We start from the raw sequence: 15,490 nt of genomic DNA on the forward strand, positions 1-15,490 counted from the left end.
CAGGCCGCCGGCGTGCCGACATCGACGAGGACGAGCTGGCCACCGCTCGCGAACTCGTGGACACCCTCAGCGCCGACGGACGACATTCCCGACTTCACCGACCACTACGCGCAGGCCCTCGTCGCCCTCGTCGACGCCAGGGTGCACGATCGCGATCTTCCAGCATCTGATGGACGAGCTGCGGAGCCACGGGGTGGAGACGGCCGTGGACGTCACGCTGGTCGGCCGCTACGACGAGCGGTTTGCCGACGATGCGGTGTCGGTGGCCCGGCGCGTGGTCGACCTGGTCACCGGCGAGCACGTTGACGACCTGCCCACCGACCCGCCCCGACGACGTGATCCGCCGCTGCTTCAAGGCCGTCGCCGGAGGCGATCGCCGAGGTCACAGTCTCGCCCTGGCAGCAGCAGGCGCTGACCACACGTTGATTCGGTCTCCATACCGTCCCGGTCAGGGCGGTCGGGTCATTGAGCCCAGGTGGACGACGACCATGGCGATGTCGTCGCCCGCGCCGCTGGTGACGTTCAGCCCGGCCAGCAGGGCGTCGGCGAGGTGTTCCGCGCCGAACCCGGTGCAGGTGGCGAGCATGTCGGTCAGGCGGGCAAGGCCGGTGTCGATGTCCTCGCCGCGGCGTTCGATCAGGCCGTCGGTGTACAGGATCAGGGTGTCGCCCGAGGTATAGGTCGTGTTGGCCTGGGGGCGGGGGACGTGTTCGGGGCGGGCACCCAGCGGCGGGTCGGTGGCCTGGTCGAGCAGGTCGCACGTGCCGCTGCGGTGCAGCAGGACGGGCGGGGGGTGGCCGGCGCTGCTGTAGATGAGCAGATGGCTGGGGCAGTCGACCAGGACCTGGACGGCGGTGGCGGCCAGTGCTCCCTCGACCGAGCGCGCGTACAGCCCCAGGACCTCCAGGGCCTGGGCAGGGCCGTGGACGGTGCGGGTGGCGGCGCTCAGCGCGCTGCGCAGCCTGCCCATGACGGTGGCGGCCATCAGCCCGTGGCCGACCACGTCACCGACCGCAACGGCGAAGCGGCCCCCGGTCAGGTCGACCGCGTCGTACCAGTCGCCGCACACGTTCAGCGATCCGGCCGCGGGCAGGTAGCGCACGGCGACGTCCGGGTGCCGGGCCAGGTCCGGGGACTCCAGCATGGCCTCTTGGAGGGCAACGGCGATGCGTCGTTCACGGGCGTGGGCCTGCCGCAGTTCCTCGTTCAGCCGCTGCAGTTGCCGCGCCCGGGCGTACAGCTCGGCTTCCATGGCCGCTTCCCGGCCGGGGCGGACCGACGGCAGGTGCGCGGTGCGGCGGGCGCGGACGACGTCGGTCATGTCCTCCGACCGGTGGAGGATCCAGGCGGCCTTGCCGTCCGGGCCGAGGACGGGCACGTTGATCGCGGTCCACCACCGCTCCTTGAACACCTCGGGGTTGCCGGCGACGGGGATGTCGTACTTCTGCAGCGCCATGTGATCGGTCTGGCCGGAGGACAGCACCCGGTGCAGGGAGGCTTTCAGCGTCTCCATCCCGTCGGCCCCCGGGTCGGCGGGGTTGTCCGGGAAGGCGTCGAAGAGGTACTGCCCGACCAACTCGGCCCGGCTGCGTCCGGTCACCTCGCAGAACGCCGGATTGGCATTGGCTATCACCAGGTCCGTGCCCAGCATCAGGCACGGGCTCGGAAGGACGGCGAACACCGCCGTGTAGTCGATCTCCGGTGCCGTCACACGTGTGCCCTTGCGAGGTGCTCCCTCTCCAATCTACGAGCTGCCCCGTCCCCACGCCCGCCGAGCTTCCTTACGCCCCTGCCCTGGGGCCCCGTCGGCAGCCATCCGTGGACCCGGCCGCGATATCGAGGGCCGGCCGTAGCCTTCCGCCATGACCGAGACCCAGGCGCCGACTCCCGATGGCGCCTTCGAGATGCTGCTGGCCGGCAACCACCGGTTGGTGGCCGGCTTCCCCGAACACCCAACCAGGACGCCGCACGCCGCGCCGAAACCGCCCCGGCCCAGAATCCCTTCGCGGTGCTCTTCGGCTGTTCCGACTCCCGGCTGGCCGCCGAGATCATCTTCGACCAGGGGCTCGGGGATCTGTTCGTCGTGCGCAACGCCGGGCATGTCGTCGGTGCGGAGGCGTTGGGAAGCATCGAGTACGGCGTGAGTGTGCTCGACTGCCCGCTGGTCGTGGTGCTGGGCCATGACTCGTGCGGGGCCATCGCGGCTGCCCGCGCCGCCGCCGACGGCGGCCAGGTGCCCGCCGGCTTTGTCCGTGACGTTGTCCAGCGGGTGGCTCCGAGTGTGCTGGCGGCCCGCGCCGCCGGACGCGACCAGCCCGAAGAGATCCTGGCCGAGCGCATCCGGCACACCGTCGACCTGCTGGAACGCTCCCGCGTCCTGGCCGAGCGCGTGGCCGCCGGCCGGCTCGCCGTAGTGGGCCTGTCCTACCGCCTGGCCGACGGCAGTGCACAACTGATCGCCACCCACGGCCTGACCGGGGCTGCTGCCCTCACACGGTGAAACCCGCTGCCGGCCGCCCGGTGTTCAGTGCTGCTGGAGGCCGGGGACCGAGGAGGGCCGGGGCCCTGCGGCGCGGCGGAGCCGGTTGGCGATCGCCAGTCCCAGGCCCTCTTCCGCCGGCAAGGACGCGACGATGAGATCGCACCCTTGCTGATCGAGTTCGCGCAGGAACCCGTACAGCCCGCGCGCATAGGCGGCCGGCGAACCGGGGAGCGCCACAACGGCGTGCACCTTGACCGCAGCGTCGGTGAAGGAGGCAGGCAGAAGGACCCCCACCTGGTGCCCCAGCTCCTGCGCGAGCTCCGCTTCGGCGATCACCTTCTCCGGCTCGACGAGGACAACCCGCGCACGCGGAGCGTAGTGGGACGGATACTGGCCCGGCACCCGGACAGGGCTCGTCGAAGGGACCGCAAGCCGATAACCCAGCACTGCTTCGATGTCCTCGCGCGTCACCCCGCCGGGCCGAAGGATGCTCAGGGTCTGGCGCCCGAGACCACGGTTTGCCCTTCGGTAGTTCGTCCGGGTGCTCGCCCGTGACTAGAGATTCCGGCTGCGCGAGCACGACCGGCCCGGAGCGGCGAACATCGGCCTGATCGACCTGACCGCCCGCTACGCCACGCCAGACCTTCAGGTGCTCAACGGAACCGTTCGCCCAGTCCACAAGGCGGACGTCGTGGTCATGGTGACCAAAGGCAGGATTACCAGCCCGGCCTCGCCTTCGCCCAGCACCAGCGTTTCCACCTCGTGGATCACCGATTGCTGGGGGAGTGGGCTGCAGGATCACGCCCTGTGGGAGTTCTGCCGCACCTGTCCCGTGCACCTCCCTTCATGTGGGCCGCGGCGATCGCGGGTCGGCGCGCCGGCACCTGGGCGTTCAGCCTGTGACCAGCGTCCAGTGCATGTCATGCAGGGTCTGCCCGATCGGCACGTAATACACGCCGGCCACGCACCACGGCGTCCTGCGGTGACCGTCGAGCACGGTGTCCCGGTTGTATGCGGGCGGGCAGGTGACCGTCCGATCGAGGGCTGTGATCATTCCGCGCGCCTCATCGGCCGTCTGGTTGCGGACGCTGGCGAAGACCGGTCCGCCGCTGTCGCCGTTGATCGCTGCGACACCGCCCGGAGTCGCAGAGGTGGCGTAGGCGAGGTCGACATCGGGGCGGTAGACGTGGTTCGGTCCGGTGACGCCGATGTCGGTCTGAGCGATCCGCACACCGCAGTGCACGCCGCCGTTGGCGCCGTCGGTGCACACGTAGTCGCCGACGTTGTTGTGGCCCCAGCCGACGACGGGCTTGGCGTAACCATCGGTGCGGCTCGCAGGGCCGTCGTAGAGCCAGCCGCGGGCCCGCTGCGACGCCGGCTTGATCCCCACCACGTCGTCCTGTGCGGACCGCTGGGAGGCGTCGGTGGTGCCGACCAGGTCGCCGCCCCACCAGGTGGTCCACCGGCCGCCGGCGGCCGAGCCACAATGGTAGGCGGACGTCAGCATGTACTGACCTTGGGCGTTCTTCACGCTGAAGGAGCCGGAACAGATGCCGCCGGTGGGGTTGCTCAGCGCCGAGGCTCCCGTCCAGGGCGAGCGGTCGTGCTGCCGGGAGGCCAGGTCCACGCTCTGCAGCCGGTGTATCGCGACGGTGTGCACCCCCGCCAGCCGGTCGGCGGCCGCGGCGACCCGCCGCGAGACGCTTTCCTCCGTGACCGCCATGGGGCTGTTCGCCCGACCAGTTGTGCTGTCATAGCCGACCTCCAGGCCGCTGCCGTCCACCGCGGGCGCGATGCTGGTGATGTGAACGGGGGCCGATACCCCTGAGATCCGCAGGTTCATCGAGGTGCGGCCGCGCAGCAACTTCGTTCGGGCCGCGTGGAGTTCGGCCTTGGAGTAGCGGGCGGGTGTGACCTCGGCGGTCACCCCGGAGGGCAGATGGGCGAGGATGCGCCGCACTCGCTGGGGCGGGGTGCCCTTCCAGTGCAGGCGCAGGTGGTTGTGGTCGGGGTCGACCTCGATGTCGGCGAAGCCGGGTATTCGCGCCCGGTCGGACTCGGAGAGTCCTTGAGTGATCTGATCGGCGACGGCGTCGAGTATCTGCTGGCGGTCGTCGACCCGCGCGGCTGCACGTGCGGCCGGCGCAGGTGAGGCGCCTGCCAGAGCCGGGACGACGAACGGCGCGGCGGCTGCGAAGGCAGCGGCGGGCACAAGGATTGCCATCCATCTGTGGCGTGCAGCGTGTTTCATGTACCGGTGTCTTTCTGATCAAACCCAACGTGACGGAAACATGTTCGTACGCTGCAGGTGCGGCAGGCAAAGCGGAAGTGACAGCTCCTACTCGGTACTTACTCATCCGGGTTGTCGTCGTGTTCTGCGCGCAGGTCGGGAACGCCCGCGAGCCGTACGCTGTCAGCCGCGGGTCGTACAGGCGCCGGCGATGGCGAACCCAGGAGAGGCGGACAGACGCTGTGGGAAGCGGCAATCGCTGTGTGCTCTGCGCCGTGCTCATGTGCTCTGTGCGGCCGAGCCGTGGAGTCACTCCGCCTGCTGGTCCACAACGACCCACCACAGCGGGCCTGTGGCACGTATTGCGCTGGGTGTTTCGCTGGACATTGGAGCACCACGCATTCCTCGTGCGGATGCACGGGGAAAGGTACTGGTCACCGACCTGAGCCGTCGGCGGCTCTGCGACGGCCTGAAGGGCCTGCCCGACGCGGTGGAGACGGTCTGGCCCAAGACGATCGTGCAGACCTGCGTGGTGTACCTGCTGCGGAACTCCTTCCGCTATGCCGCCCGCCAGGACTGGGACAGGATCGTCAAGCTCCTCAAGCCCGTCTACACGGCGCCGACCGAAGAAGCCGCTCTGGACCCGGTTCGCCGAGTTCGCCGACGCGTGGGGCAGGAAGTATCCGGCGATCGTGAAGCTGTGGGAGGCGACCGCCCTTCACGATCACACCCCCTTGCGGGTTCAGCCCGGCCTGTACGCCGGCCGGGGCTTTCCTGTCTCACTCGAGGATGCCGAAGGCTGTGTCGGGCCGGCAGTGGACGCATGGCGGTACCTGCTGGCGCAGGGCATCGATTGCCTGCTGCCGGGTCGCCGGACGGCACCGGCCGCTCCTGGCCGCCGCCCAGCAGTCACCGGCGTGCACCGCGTCCTGGCCGCTGTGAGTCGGCGGGCGGTCAGGTCTGGTCGCACCTGTCAGGCCGCGTGATAGGTGCCGTTCTGTACGTAGTACTTGCCGCCGCAGTTGTTCTGTTTGTAGTAGCCGTCCCGCCACACGCACACCCATGTGTACACGCCGGGGCCGTCCCAGTAGAAGTCCGTCGTGAGCGTGCCGGTGCCGTTTTGCTGCCGGGAGTCCTTGAACTGCTGGGTCGGGCCGCGGAAGTAGTTCATCTTGCAGTTGTTGCCCCAGGATTCCAGCAGGGCCTGGGTGTAGCCGTCACTGCGGTAGTTCATCCACGCCTCGCAGCCGTTGGACGACGCCACCGAGCCGGGGATCCAGGCGATCCGCGGGCCTGTGGCGGTCGGCGCGGGAGCCTGGCCGGGCGGCTTGGTGGTGGCGGTCGGCGCGGGGCCCTGGCCGGGCGGCCTGGTGGTGGTCGGCGCGCCCGCACCGCCGGCTCCGCCCGCACCGGCCCAAGGGGCGGCCTGTCCGCCCTCCGGCGGCGCGTGGCCGCTCGCCCCTGCCGGGGGGCTGCTGCCGGACCGCGACGGCGCCGAGGGCGAGGTTGCCGCGGGGGCCGAGCTGGAGGTGTGTGTGGAGATCCGGGAGCTGCGGGCCGGCCCCTTGTGTGGGGACAGCAGCCCGGCCGCGAGGGTCGCGGATGCCGCGAGGATCACGACCGCCCCTGCGGCGGCCGCCATCACCGTCCTGCGCCGCCGGTGCGGTGCTGGTGTCGGGGTCTGCCCGGTCTTGCGGGGGAGCCCGGCCTCGTCGCCGGCGCTGGTGAGTGGTCCGTCCGGTACCGCCGGCTCGTCCGTCGGCGCTGTCGCGGTGAGCACCTTTCGTTGGGCGATACGGGTCCGCAGCGGCTCCGGCCACGGCGCGGCGGCCCGCGTTGCTGTCACGGCGGCGGCCACCGCTGCGGCGTTCGGGCGCTGCTCGGGGTCCTTCTCCAGGCACTGCTCGATCAGTGTGCGCAGGTGTGGGTCGGTGTGCTCGAGGCCGGACAGGTCCGGTGGCTCGTGCACGACCCGGAACAGTACTTCGGTTGTTGTGCCCTCGCCGAAAGGGGGTCTGCCGGTGGCGGCGAACGTCAGTAGTCCTCCCAGGGCGAAGATGTCCGCCGCCGGCCCTATCACGCCCGTGCGTGCCTGTTCAGGGGCCATGTAGCTGGGTGTGCCCACGTGCTGGCCGGTGACCGTCAGCTGGCTGAGGTCGGCCGCGTGGGCCACGCCGAAGTCGATGAGCCTGGGGCCGTCGAGGTCCAGGATCACGTTCGACGGCTTCAAGTCCCGGTGGATGATGCCGGCGTCATGGATGCCCTGAAGTGCCGTGGCCACCCCGGCTGCCAGGCGCCACACCGCGGCCTCCTGCAGTGGGCCGTCGGTCTCGACCGCGTCGTCCAGGGGCACGCCGGGTACGTATTGGGTGGCCAGCCATGGCCGGTTGGCATCGGGCTCGGCGTCCACCAGAGCGGCGGTGAAGGCGGTGTCCAGCCGGCTGACCGCGGCCAGCTCGTGGGCGAACCGGCGCCGGAACTGCGCGCTGCCGGCCAACTCGGGGCGGATCACCTTCACCGCCACGTACCGTCCGTCGGCCCAGCCCAGATACACCCGTCCCATGCCGCCCGCGCCCAGCAGCGCGGCCAGCCGGTACCGTCCGACCCGTACCGGGTCGTCGGGCGTCAGCGGTCTGGCACCCAGCACGGCCAGTTCGGCATCGCTCAGCCCGGAGCTCATGATTCCCCCCTCGCCCTGCCCGACGGCGCGGCTCACCATACTGCGTGAGATTCCTATCAGTTGACGCCGGGTCAGCGCACTGTCACGATGGCGCGGTGGTGAATGTACGGGTGGCGATCGTCGATGACCACCCCGTGACCAGAGAGGGCATGGCGGCGTTGCTGGCGGGCAGCGTGGGCTTCGACGTTGTCGCCTCAGTGGACGATCTGGCGGCACTGCCCCGCGACGGCTCGGTGGACGTCGTCGTCCTCGATCTGTACCTGGCGGACGGCAAGCCGTCGACGCCGGCGGTGGCCGAGATCGCGACGTGGGCGCGGGTGCTGGTGATGTCCGCCTCGCGGGCCCCGGCCGATGTACTGGCGGTGGTGCGGTCGGGAGCGAGCGGCTACGTCACCAAGGACACCGGCAAGGAGACGCTGCTGGCGGTCCTGACGACCGTCGCGGCCGGCGGATTCTCGCTGTCGCCCCAACTGGCTGACGTGCTGGCCGTGGCGATCCCGGCCGTTCCTGCGGCGCCCGAGGACCCTTCGGCGCTGTTGTCGCCGCGGGAACGTGAGGCGCTTGACCTGATTGCGGCCGGGTTCACCCACGCGCAGGCCGCCCGGCGCATGAATGTCACCAAGGCCACGGTCGACACGTATGTGGAACGCATCCGCGTCAAACTGCAGGCCGGCAACAAGGCGGAGCTGACCAGGATCGCCCTGGCCGCGCGCCGCCCTGACAACACGAACTGACGCAGAAGCAAGGACGACAGCGGACGATGTCCGAAACGGGGGCTACGGGGGCCGATCGGCTCCCGTCGTTATGGATCCGCACCGCGCTGGGCGTGGCCCTGGTGGTGTGCCCGGCCGTGTGGTGGCTCGCCGGTGCCGGGGTGAAGGCCGGCGCCGCAGCGGGGCTGGCCGCCTTGGCCGCCGCGGTGCCGACCGTGGTGGCGGCACACACCGCCCGCGCGGCGGCCCGCGAGGCGGACCGCGCGACGGCGGCGGCGATCAACGCCGCCGAGGCGGCGGCCCGCGCCCAGGAGCAGGAGCGGCACCAGCGCATCCTGCACGACCGGGTGCTGCAAATCATGGAGATGCTGGCCCGCGGCGACCGCCGGTTTGACACGGGTGTGCGCGGCCAGGTGGCCGAGGAGGCGGCCTGGCTGCGCGACCTGGTGGAGACCGGCAGGGAGCGTGAACCGGGCAATCTGGTCGCGGAGTTGGAGACCCTGGCCCGCGCCTTCGCCCTGCAGCATCTGCGGGTCGAGGTGAACACCGCCGGCCTCGCTGCGGCCGGCAACCCACACGACCGGCTGCCGCGCTCCCACGTGTCGGCTCTCGTGGAGGCGACCCGCGAGGCGCTCACCAACGTCGTCAAGCACGCCGGCACCGATGTCGCCACCATCCGCGTCAACTACGGGTCCGGCGGGCTGGTGCTCACCATCGTCGACGCCGGGCGCGGCTTCGACGGTGAACCGGAGGCCGGCACCGGACTGCGGCGGTCGGTCATCGGGCGCCTCACCGAGGTCGGCGGCGCCGTGCTGATCGAGAGCGCCGCCGGCGAAGGCACCTCCGTGGAACTGCGGCTTCCCATCCCCGAGCAGGGCACCTGAAGAGTTAGGCACCGATGGAATTCGTCTACGACGACGGTGGGCGCAGAACCGAGTACGCCCTGACCATCACCGACCCCACCGCCACGGTCGCCGACCTGGCGGAGGCTCTCGGGCAGCCGCCCGTGGCCCTGGTGATCGACGGCCGGCTGGTGGCCGGCTCGGTCGGGTTGCCCGCCTCCGGGCTGGTGGCAGGCTCGGTCGTCGGACCGGCCGCCGCGGTCGCGGTGAGTCGGCCCGAGCCGCCGGCCCGTGAGGCATGGGTGATCGCCGGCCTGGACGCCGGGGGCCGGCTGCCGCTGCCCGTGGGCGAGACGCCGATCGGGCGGGACATCGCGGTGGGGGTGCGGATTGACCACTCAACCGTCTCCCGCCGCCACGGCCTGCTCACCGTGCCGCCCACCGGTCCGGTCACCGTGGCGGACCTCGGCTCCCGCAACGGCATCGACGTCAACGGCATGCTGATCACCGGGCCGACAGCGGTCGGTGAGCAGGACGTGGTCGGCGTCGGTGGCGGCGCGGTGCTGCGCGTGGTGGCTCCCCCCGGGGAGCAGCGGCGTGCCCGCGTCGACCCGGTGCACGGGGTGCGGCACGGCTGGCGGGTGCCGTTCCACCGCCAGGCCCGCAGCACCCTGCCGGCCCCCGTCGCGCTGGCTGTGCCGCGCGCCCCGGAGCGGCGGCAGCGTTCGCCGTTCCTCATCACCTCGCTGCTCGCACCGCTCGCTCTGGCCGCTGTGACGGTGTGGATGTTCGGCGACCTGCGGTTCGCCGTCTTCGCGGCGCTGACCCCGCTGGCTTATCTGGCCTCCGCTTTCGAGGAGCGGCTGCGCGGCAGGGGCGGGCGCCGCCGGGGCCAGCGAGCCTACCGCGCGGAGTTGGAGCGCTTTGAGGCCGAGGTGGCGCGCGAGCACGAGGCCGAACTGGCTCGCCGCAGGACCGCGGGGCTCGACCCGGCCGAGGTGGCGTTCCGGGCTGAGGCACCGGGAGCGGCGCTGTGGGAGCGGCGCCCGGGCTCCGAGGACTTCCTGAAGCTGGCGGTGGGCGTGGGCGACCAGCCCTGGCGGCCGGCCCTGGCCGAACCGGCCGGAAGTGAGCGGGAGGTGCCCACCGAAGTCGCCGAGGTGCTCGCCCGCTACGCCGAACTGCCCCGCGTCCCCGTCCACGTCGACCTCGGCACCACCCGGGTGCTCGGCATCGACGGGCACCGGGACGCCGCGCTCGCCGCGGCCCGGGCCCTACTGCTCCAGGCCGCGGTGGCCGCCGGCCCGGCCGACCTCGCCGTCGCGGTGTTCACCAACTCCGCGGGCGCGGCGTGCTGGGAGTGGACGAAGTGGCTGCCGCACCTGTTCGACCGCACCGAGGGCACCAGCCGGATGGTGGCGGTCGGCCGCGCCGAGTCCGACCGGCTCGCCGCCGAACTCCTGGAACAGCACCCCTTCCCCGACGCCGAGCGCGGGGTACTGCTGGTCCTTGTCGACGGCGCCGCCCTGCTGGAGGGACGCAACTGCCCGCTGCGCGATCTGCTCGCCGGGAAGGTCGGCGCCACACGTGCCGTGGTGCTCGCCGACCCGCTGCCGGCGCTGTGCGAGGTGGTCCTGACCGTGCGGGCCAGCGGCGCCGGGGAGCTGCGGCACGTCGCCACCGGTGAGCGCCGCGGCAGCATGCTGACCGCAGGCGTCGGCGAGGCGCAGGCCCGTGTGACCGCCCAGGCCCTGGCCCGGTTCGAAGACCCCGAGATCGCGCTCGCCGGAGCCGGCCTGCCCGCGCGGACATCGCTGCTGCCGCTACTGGACCTTCCCCGGCTGACCCCGGACGCGCTGCTGGATCGCTGGAAGGCTGCGGCCGACAGCCTGCGTGCCCGTACCGTGCTCGGCGTCACGGACGTGGGCCGGTGCGAGATCGATCTCGACGACGATGGGCCGCACGCGCTGATCGCGGGCACCACCGGATCCGGCAAGAGTGAACTGCTGCGCTCGCTGGTCACCGGGCTCGCCGTCGGCAACGACCCTGATCACCTCGTTTTCGTCCTCATTGACTACAAGGGCGGCGGCGGTCTCGAAGCGTGCGCCGGCCTGCCGCACGTGGTGGGACTGGTCACCGACCTCGATGAGCAGCTCAGCATCCGGGCGCTGCGCTGTCTGGAGGCCGAACTGCGGCACCGGGAGCGGCTGCTGCGGGCCGCCGGAGTCTCAGATTTCCGCCCCTACCAGCGGCTGCGCGATACCAGCCGCCCGGACCTGGAGTCCATGCCGCGCATGGTGGTGGTGATCGATGAATTCGCCACGCTCGTCAAGACGCTGCCGTCGTTCATCGAGTCGCTGGTGGACGTGGCCCAGCGCGGCCGGGCCCTCGGCGTGCACCTGGTACTGGCAGCGCAGCGGCCCGCCGGATCGGTCAGCGACGCCATCAAGGCCAACGTCAAACTGCGCATCGCCCTGCGGACGGAGACTCCGGAGGACTCCCGGGACGTCATCGACTCGCCCGCGGCCGTCGCGATCGGACCGCGGCAGTGGGGCCGGGCCTTCCGGCGGGTCTCCAGCGGCGAGGTGGAAGCCGTCCAGACGGCACTGGCCACCACCGTCACCGCCACCGGCACTGTGGGCGAGCGGCTGCGTATCGGCCCCTTCGTTTTCGGACACGGCGCGCCGAGCGGCCCGGACACCGAGGCCCCGCTGAGCGAGAACACCCCCACCGACCTGCAACGCCTGGTGGACTTGTCCCGCCAGGCGTTCACCGCGTGCGGCTACCGCGAACCGCGTAAGCCTTGGCCCGAACCGCTGCCGCGGCACGTCCCGCTCGCCGCTCTCGGCACCGCCGAGGCCGGCCTGCAGACCCCCACCGCGGGCCTGCCCGCCTTCGTGCTCGCCGACGACCCGGAGGGGCAGCGTCAGGTGCCGCTCGGCTGGGATCCGGACGCCGGCAACCTGCTGGTCTTCGGCGCCGTCGGCTCCGGCACCAGCACCGCCCTGGCCTCGCTGGTGCTGGCCTGGGCGCGCGCCCTGCCACCGGAGCGGCTGCACGTGTACGTGCTCGACCACGGTGCCGGCGCCCTCGCGCCACTGGCCGGGCTGCCGCACACCGGCGGCTGCGTGCCCAGCTCCGACCGGGAGCGGCTGGTGCGGCTCGTCGGCCTGCTGGGCAAGGAGTTGGAGCGCCGCAAGAGCAAGGGCGGGCAGGACTTCCCGCGCTGGCTGGTGGCCGTCGACGGGCTCGGCGCGCTGCTCACCGGCACCGAGAACGACCTGCTGCTCGACGAGCTTATGGGCCGGCTCGGGCAGGTCTACGCGGAGGGCCCGGCGGTCGGCATCACGTTCGCCGGCAGCGTCGACCGAGCCGGTGGCATTCCCGGCAGCTGGCTGAGCCGCACCGCGCAGAAGCTGCTGCTGCGGCTTGCCGACCTGTCGGACTATGGGCACTTCGGCGTCCCGGCGCGCGAGGTGCCGCAGGGTGCGCCGGGACGCGGGGTGGTCGCCGCCACCCGGCAGGTCGTGCACGTCGCGACACCGGGCGCGGACCTCGCCGCGGCGGTCGCCGCGGTGCGCGACGCCTGGCCGGGGGCTCACCACGTGCCGGCCATCCAGGTGCTGCCCGACCTCGTGCCGCTGACCGGGCTGAAGGCCACCGCTCGCGCCGGCGCACATCCGTGGACGATCCCCATCGGCGTGGCGCAGGAGAACCTGGAACCCGTCCATCTGACCGTGCACGAACACGACCACGTCCTGATCTGCGGCCCGCGCCGCTCCGGGCGCAGCACTCTGCTGACCACCATCGCGCTCGGCCTGCTGGCGGCTGTGGACGCCCCCGTCTTCGCCTACGCCCCGCGCAACTCTCCCGTCCGCGGGCTGCCTGCCCCCGTGCGGCTCGCCGCGGACCTGACCGAACTTGCCGCGCTGGTCCAGGAGAACGACCGGCCGCCGGTGGTGCTGGTCGACGACGCGGACGCGTTCGACGACTTCACCGGGCTGTTCCTGGCGCTCACAACCCATCAGGACCCGGGCATCCACGTCATCGCCGCCGCCCGCAACGACGGCGAGGTACGCAGCAGCATGCACTGGCTGACGTCGGTTCGGCGCGGCAGATCAGGAGTGCTGCTGATGCCCGACTCGCTCGACGGCGACCTGCTGGGCACCGGCCTGCCACGCCGACCCGCCCTTCGCATGCGGCCTGGGCGCGGCTACCTCGTTTCGGACGGCTCCTTCACCGCCGTCCAGGTCGCCGTGCCGGACGACTGACAACCCGCCATACAGCTCGTGTGGTGCACCGCACCACACGAGCCTGTCCGGCCAACGCACCACACCCTGCACGCTATTGCCGCATCGCGCCGCGGCCTACCTTCAAGTCATCGGAAACGGGGACCGGCACCGATCAGCGGGAGGCCGGCGAAGGAAAGAGGGTGAAGGCCATGGCGGTTCAGGTTCTGGTCGGGGCGAACGCACAGAGCGACGCGCAGCAGTTCCTCTCGGCGGTGCAGACGTTCACGCAGGAGTTGCACCGCATCCAGTCGGCCGGCCAGAAGCTCGCGAGCTCCGGCGAATGGCAGGGCAAGTCGGCCCAGGCGTTCGACCGCGACTTCCAGCAGTTCGCCAAGCAGGCGCAGCTGATGGGCCAGTCCCTGTCGAAGATGGCGCAGGGCGCCAAGACGGTCATCACCAACATCGACAACACCGACGCGCAGGGCGCATCGCAGATCGGCACCTTCCAGGGCTGACGCAGCCGGCCGCCCGCAGCTCCTCCGATGCGCCGGAGGAGCTGCGGGCGGGCCATTGACGCGACTGCGAGGAGGGAAAGCGATGGGACCGGCTTTGCGTGAGGACGAGGTGCGGGCGCTCGGCGCTGAGCCGCCGGAGCCGGGCGATCCGCGGCAGGTGGGGCCGTTCGTCCTGCTCGGCGTGTTGGGCGTCGGCGGGATGGGCCGCGTGTATCTGGGCTGGTCGGGGGGCACCCTGGCGGCGGTCAAGGTGATCCGCCCCGAGCTCGCGGACGACCCGCGGTTCCGGCGGCGGTTCGGCCGCGAACTGGAGGCGGTCAGGCGGCTGGACGCGGCGTTCACCGCCCCGCTGCTGGACGCCCAAGCGGACGCCGCCCGGCCGTGGCTGGCGACCCGGTACGTGCCCGGCATCGCTCTGGAGGACGCCGCCGGCTCCGGTCGGCCGCTGCCCGCCGAGGCGGTATGGCGGCTGGCCGCCGACGTCGCCACGGCGCTCCAGGGCATCCACGGCGCCGGCATCATCCACCGCGATCTGAAGCCGTCGAACGTGATCCTGGCCGCCGACGGCCCCAAGGTCATCGACTTCGGCGTGGCGCACGCCGCGGGCCTGAGCCAGCTCACGGTCACCGGGCAGCATGTGGGCACCCCGTCGTACATGGCGCCCGAGCAGGCCAGAACCGGGCAGGTCGGCCGCGCCTCCGATGTCTTCTCGCTGGGTGGACTGCTGATGTTCGCGGCCACCGGCCGGCCGCCGTTCGGCACGGGAAGCCCGACCGAGGTGCTGTTCCGGGTCGTTCACGAGCCGCCGGACCTCTCGGGGCTGGAGCAGGCCGACCCGTACCTGCGCGCGCTGGTCGAACGGTGCCTGCACAAAGACCCCGAGCAGCGCCCGCACGCCGCCGAGGTGGCCGCCGCCGCGCGGGAGCGGGCAGCGGGGACGGCCTGGCCCGATCCGCTGCAGGAGCGCATCGAGCCGCGCGCGGCACTGGCCGCCAAGGCGTCAGGGGGCGAGCCGGCCGCGCTGTCCGGCGGCGAGACCTCCGTAGGGGAGGGCGACGGCCTGCCGTGCCGCGCCCCGGTGCCCGCCCCGGCACCGCGCAGCCGTCGGCGGCTGGTACTCGCCGCGTCGCTGGCGGCGGTCTGCCTGGCGGGTGGCGGGATCGCGGCGGGCCTGCTGGTCCGGCACCCGGAGACCACCGCCTACACCGCCGCACCAGTGGCCACCCACCCGTCGTCGCCGGCGGTCCACGCGCCGTCCGGCGCCGCGCACCAGGGCGGTGCGGCGTCCTCGCAGACCCAACCGGCCGCTGACAGCGGTGGCTGGAATCCCGGTAGCGGGGGAGCCGCTCCTGCCACCGTCCCGGGGCCGGTGGCCGCCCAACCCGCGCCCGCGGCCCCGGCACCCGCCGATCCGGTGCCGGCTCAGCCCGGTCCCTCGCCGGCCGGCAGCACCGCGGCCCCCAGGAACCCGGCAAGTGGCTGCACCTACTACTCCGGTACCGCCATCACCCAGTACGGCGACGCCGGCCGGAACGTCGTCCAGGTGCAGTGCCTGCTCAGGTCCCACGGCTACAGCCTCGGCCACTACGGCGTGGACGGCCGCTTCGGCCCCGACACCCGCACAGCGGTCGAGCAGTTCCAACGCGCCCACCACCTGACCGTGGACGGCATCGTCGGTGGTGACACCTGGCGCGCGCTGCGGGCCTGACGCAGCTGATCCTTGGCGCGAAGACATCGAGCAATCGCCTGTCTCCAGCCAATTCCGATGGAGTCGCGAAGGTGGGGGGACATGGGAG

General features: G+C 72.2%; 9 protein-coding genes and 5 pseudogenes. 9 read left to right on the top strand and 5 right to left on the bottom strand.

What is annotated here, in order from left to right; translation table 11 throughout:
• Positions 1-154: 154 nt before the first annotated feature.
• A pseudogene (locus ACFYZJ_RS10705) lies at positions 155-415 on the top strand (hypothetical protein); the annotation flags it as partial.
• Positions 416-448: 33 nt separating this feature from the next.
• Here ACFYZJ_RS10705 and ACFYZJ_RS10710 read toward each other — a convergent pair.
• The gene (locus ACFYZJ_RS10710; protein WP_388565331.1) at positions 449-1,711 is read right to left on the bottom strand and encodes a SpoIIE family protein phosphatase; all 1,263 of its coding nucleotides are present in this window, start codon (positions 1,709-1,711) and stop codon (positions 449-451) included.
• A gap of 151 nt (positions 1,712-1,862) precedes the next feature.
• Between ACFYZJ_RS10710 and ACFYZJ_RS10715 the strand changes: the two are divergent.
• Positions 1,863-2,500 (top strand): annotated as a pseudogene (locus ACFYZJ_RS10715) (carbonic anhydrase).
• Positions 2,501-2,524: 24 nt separating this feature from the next.
• Here the strand turns inward: ACFYZJ_RS10715 and ACFYZJ_RS10720 are convergent.
• Positions 2,525-2,974 (bottom strand): annotated as a pseudogene (locus ACFYZJ_RS10720) (Sua5 family C-terminal domain-containing protein); the annotation flags it as partial.
• Between the two features lie 67 nt (positions 2,975-3,041).
• Between ACFYZJ_RS10720 and ACFYZJ_RS10725 the strand changes: the two are divergent.
• A pseudogene (locus ACFYZJ_RS10725) lies at positions 3,042-3,385 on the top strand (hypothetical protein); the annotation flags it as partial.
• On the opposite strand, the gene ACFYZJ_RS10730 reads toward ACFYZJ_RS10725, so the two are convergent.
• On the bottom strand, positions 3,375-4,694 hold the full coding sequence (locus ACFYZJ_RS10730; protein ID WP_388565334.1) for a hypothetical protein: 1,320 nt from the start codon (positions 4,692-4,694) through the stop codon (positions 3,375-3,377). The pseudogene ACFYZJ_RS10725 and the gene ACFYZJ_RS10730 overlap by 11 nt on opposite strands.
• A 475-nt stretch (positions 4,695-5,169) precedes the next feature.
• Here ACFYZJ_RS10730 and ACFYZJ_RS10735 point away from each other — a divergent pair.
• Positions 5,170-5,416, top strand: a pseudogene (locus ACFYZJ_RS10735) (transposase); the annotation flags it as partial.
• A gap of 75 nt (positions 5,417-5,491) precedes the next feature.
• Here ACFYZJ_RS10735 and ACFYZJ_RS10740 read toward each other — a convergent pair.
• Complete coding sequence (locus ACFYZJ_RS10740; protein ID WP_388565590.1) at positions 5,492-5,776, bottom strand: DUF6233 domain-containing protein; 285 nt, start codon at positions 5,774-5,776, stop codon at positions 5,492-5,494.
• Complete coding sequence (locus tag ACFYZJ_RS10745) at positions 5,686-7,392, bottom strand: serine/threonine protein kinase (protein WP_388565337.1); 1,707 nt, start codon at positions 7,390-7,392, stop codon at positions 5,686-5,688. The genes ACFYZJ_RS10740 and ACFYZJ_RS10745 overlap by 91 nt, the downstream gene beginning before the upstream one ends.
• A gap of 95 nt (positions 7,393-7,487) precedes the next feature.
• Here ACFYZJ_RS10745 and ACFYZJ_RS10750 point away from each other — a divergent pair, with 95 nt between their 5' ends.
• From ACFYZJ_RS10750 to ACFYZJ_RS10770, 5 genes are all read left to right on the top strand, one after another.
• The gene (locus tag ACFYZJ_RS10750) at positions 7,488-8,126 is read left to right on the top strand and encodes a LuxR C-terminal-related transcriptional regulator (RefSeq protein ID WP_388565340.1); all 639 of its coding nucleotides are present in this window, start codon (positions 7,488-7,490) and stop codon (positions 8,124-8,126) included.
• Between the two features lie 26 nt (positions 8,127-8,152).
• Positions 8,153-8,989: a sensor histidine kinase gene (locus ACFYZJ_RS10755; RefSeq protein WP_388565342.1), complete on the top strand. Its 837-nt coding sequence runs from the start codon at positions 8,153-8,155 to the stop codon at positions 8,987-8,989.
• A gap of 14 nt (positions 8,990-9,003) precedes the next feature.
• On the top strand, positions 9,004-13,218 hold the full coding sequence (locus ACFYZJ_RS10760; protein WP_388565345.1) for an FtsK/SpoIIIE domain-containing protein: 4,215 nt from the start codon (positions 9,004-9,006) through the stop codon (positions 13,216-13,218).
• 170 nt (positions 13,219-13,388) lie between these two features.
• Positions 13,389-13,694 carry a WXG100 family type VII secretion target gene (locus ACFYZJ_RS10765; protein WP_388565348.1) on the top strand — a complete coding sequence of 102 codons (306 nt, stop codon included), beginning with the start codon at positions 13,389-13,391 and terminating at the stop codon, positions 13,692-13,694.
• Between the two features lie 82 nt (positions 13,695-13,776).
• Positions 13,777-15,402 carry a protein kinase gene (locus ACFYZJ_RS10770; protein ID WP_388565351.1) on the top strand — a complete coding sequence of 542 codons (1,626 nt, stop codon included), beginning with the start codon at positions 13,777-13,779 and terminating at the stop codon, positions 15,400-15,402.
• Positions 15,403-15,490: the final 88 nt, after the last annotated feature.

The sequence above is a fragment of the Streptomyces sp. NPDC001848 genome (genome assembly GCF_042891915.1).
Lineage (GTDB): Bacteria > Actinomycetota > Actinomycetes > Streptomycetales > Streptomycetaceae > Streptomyces.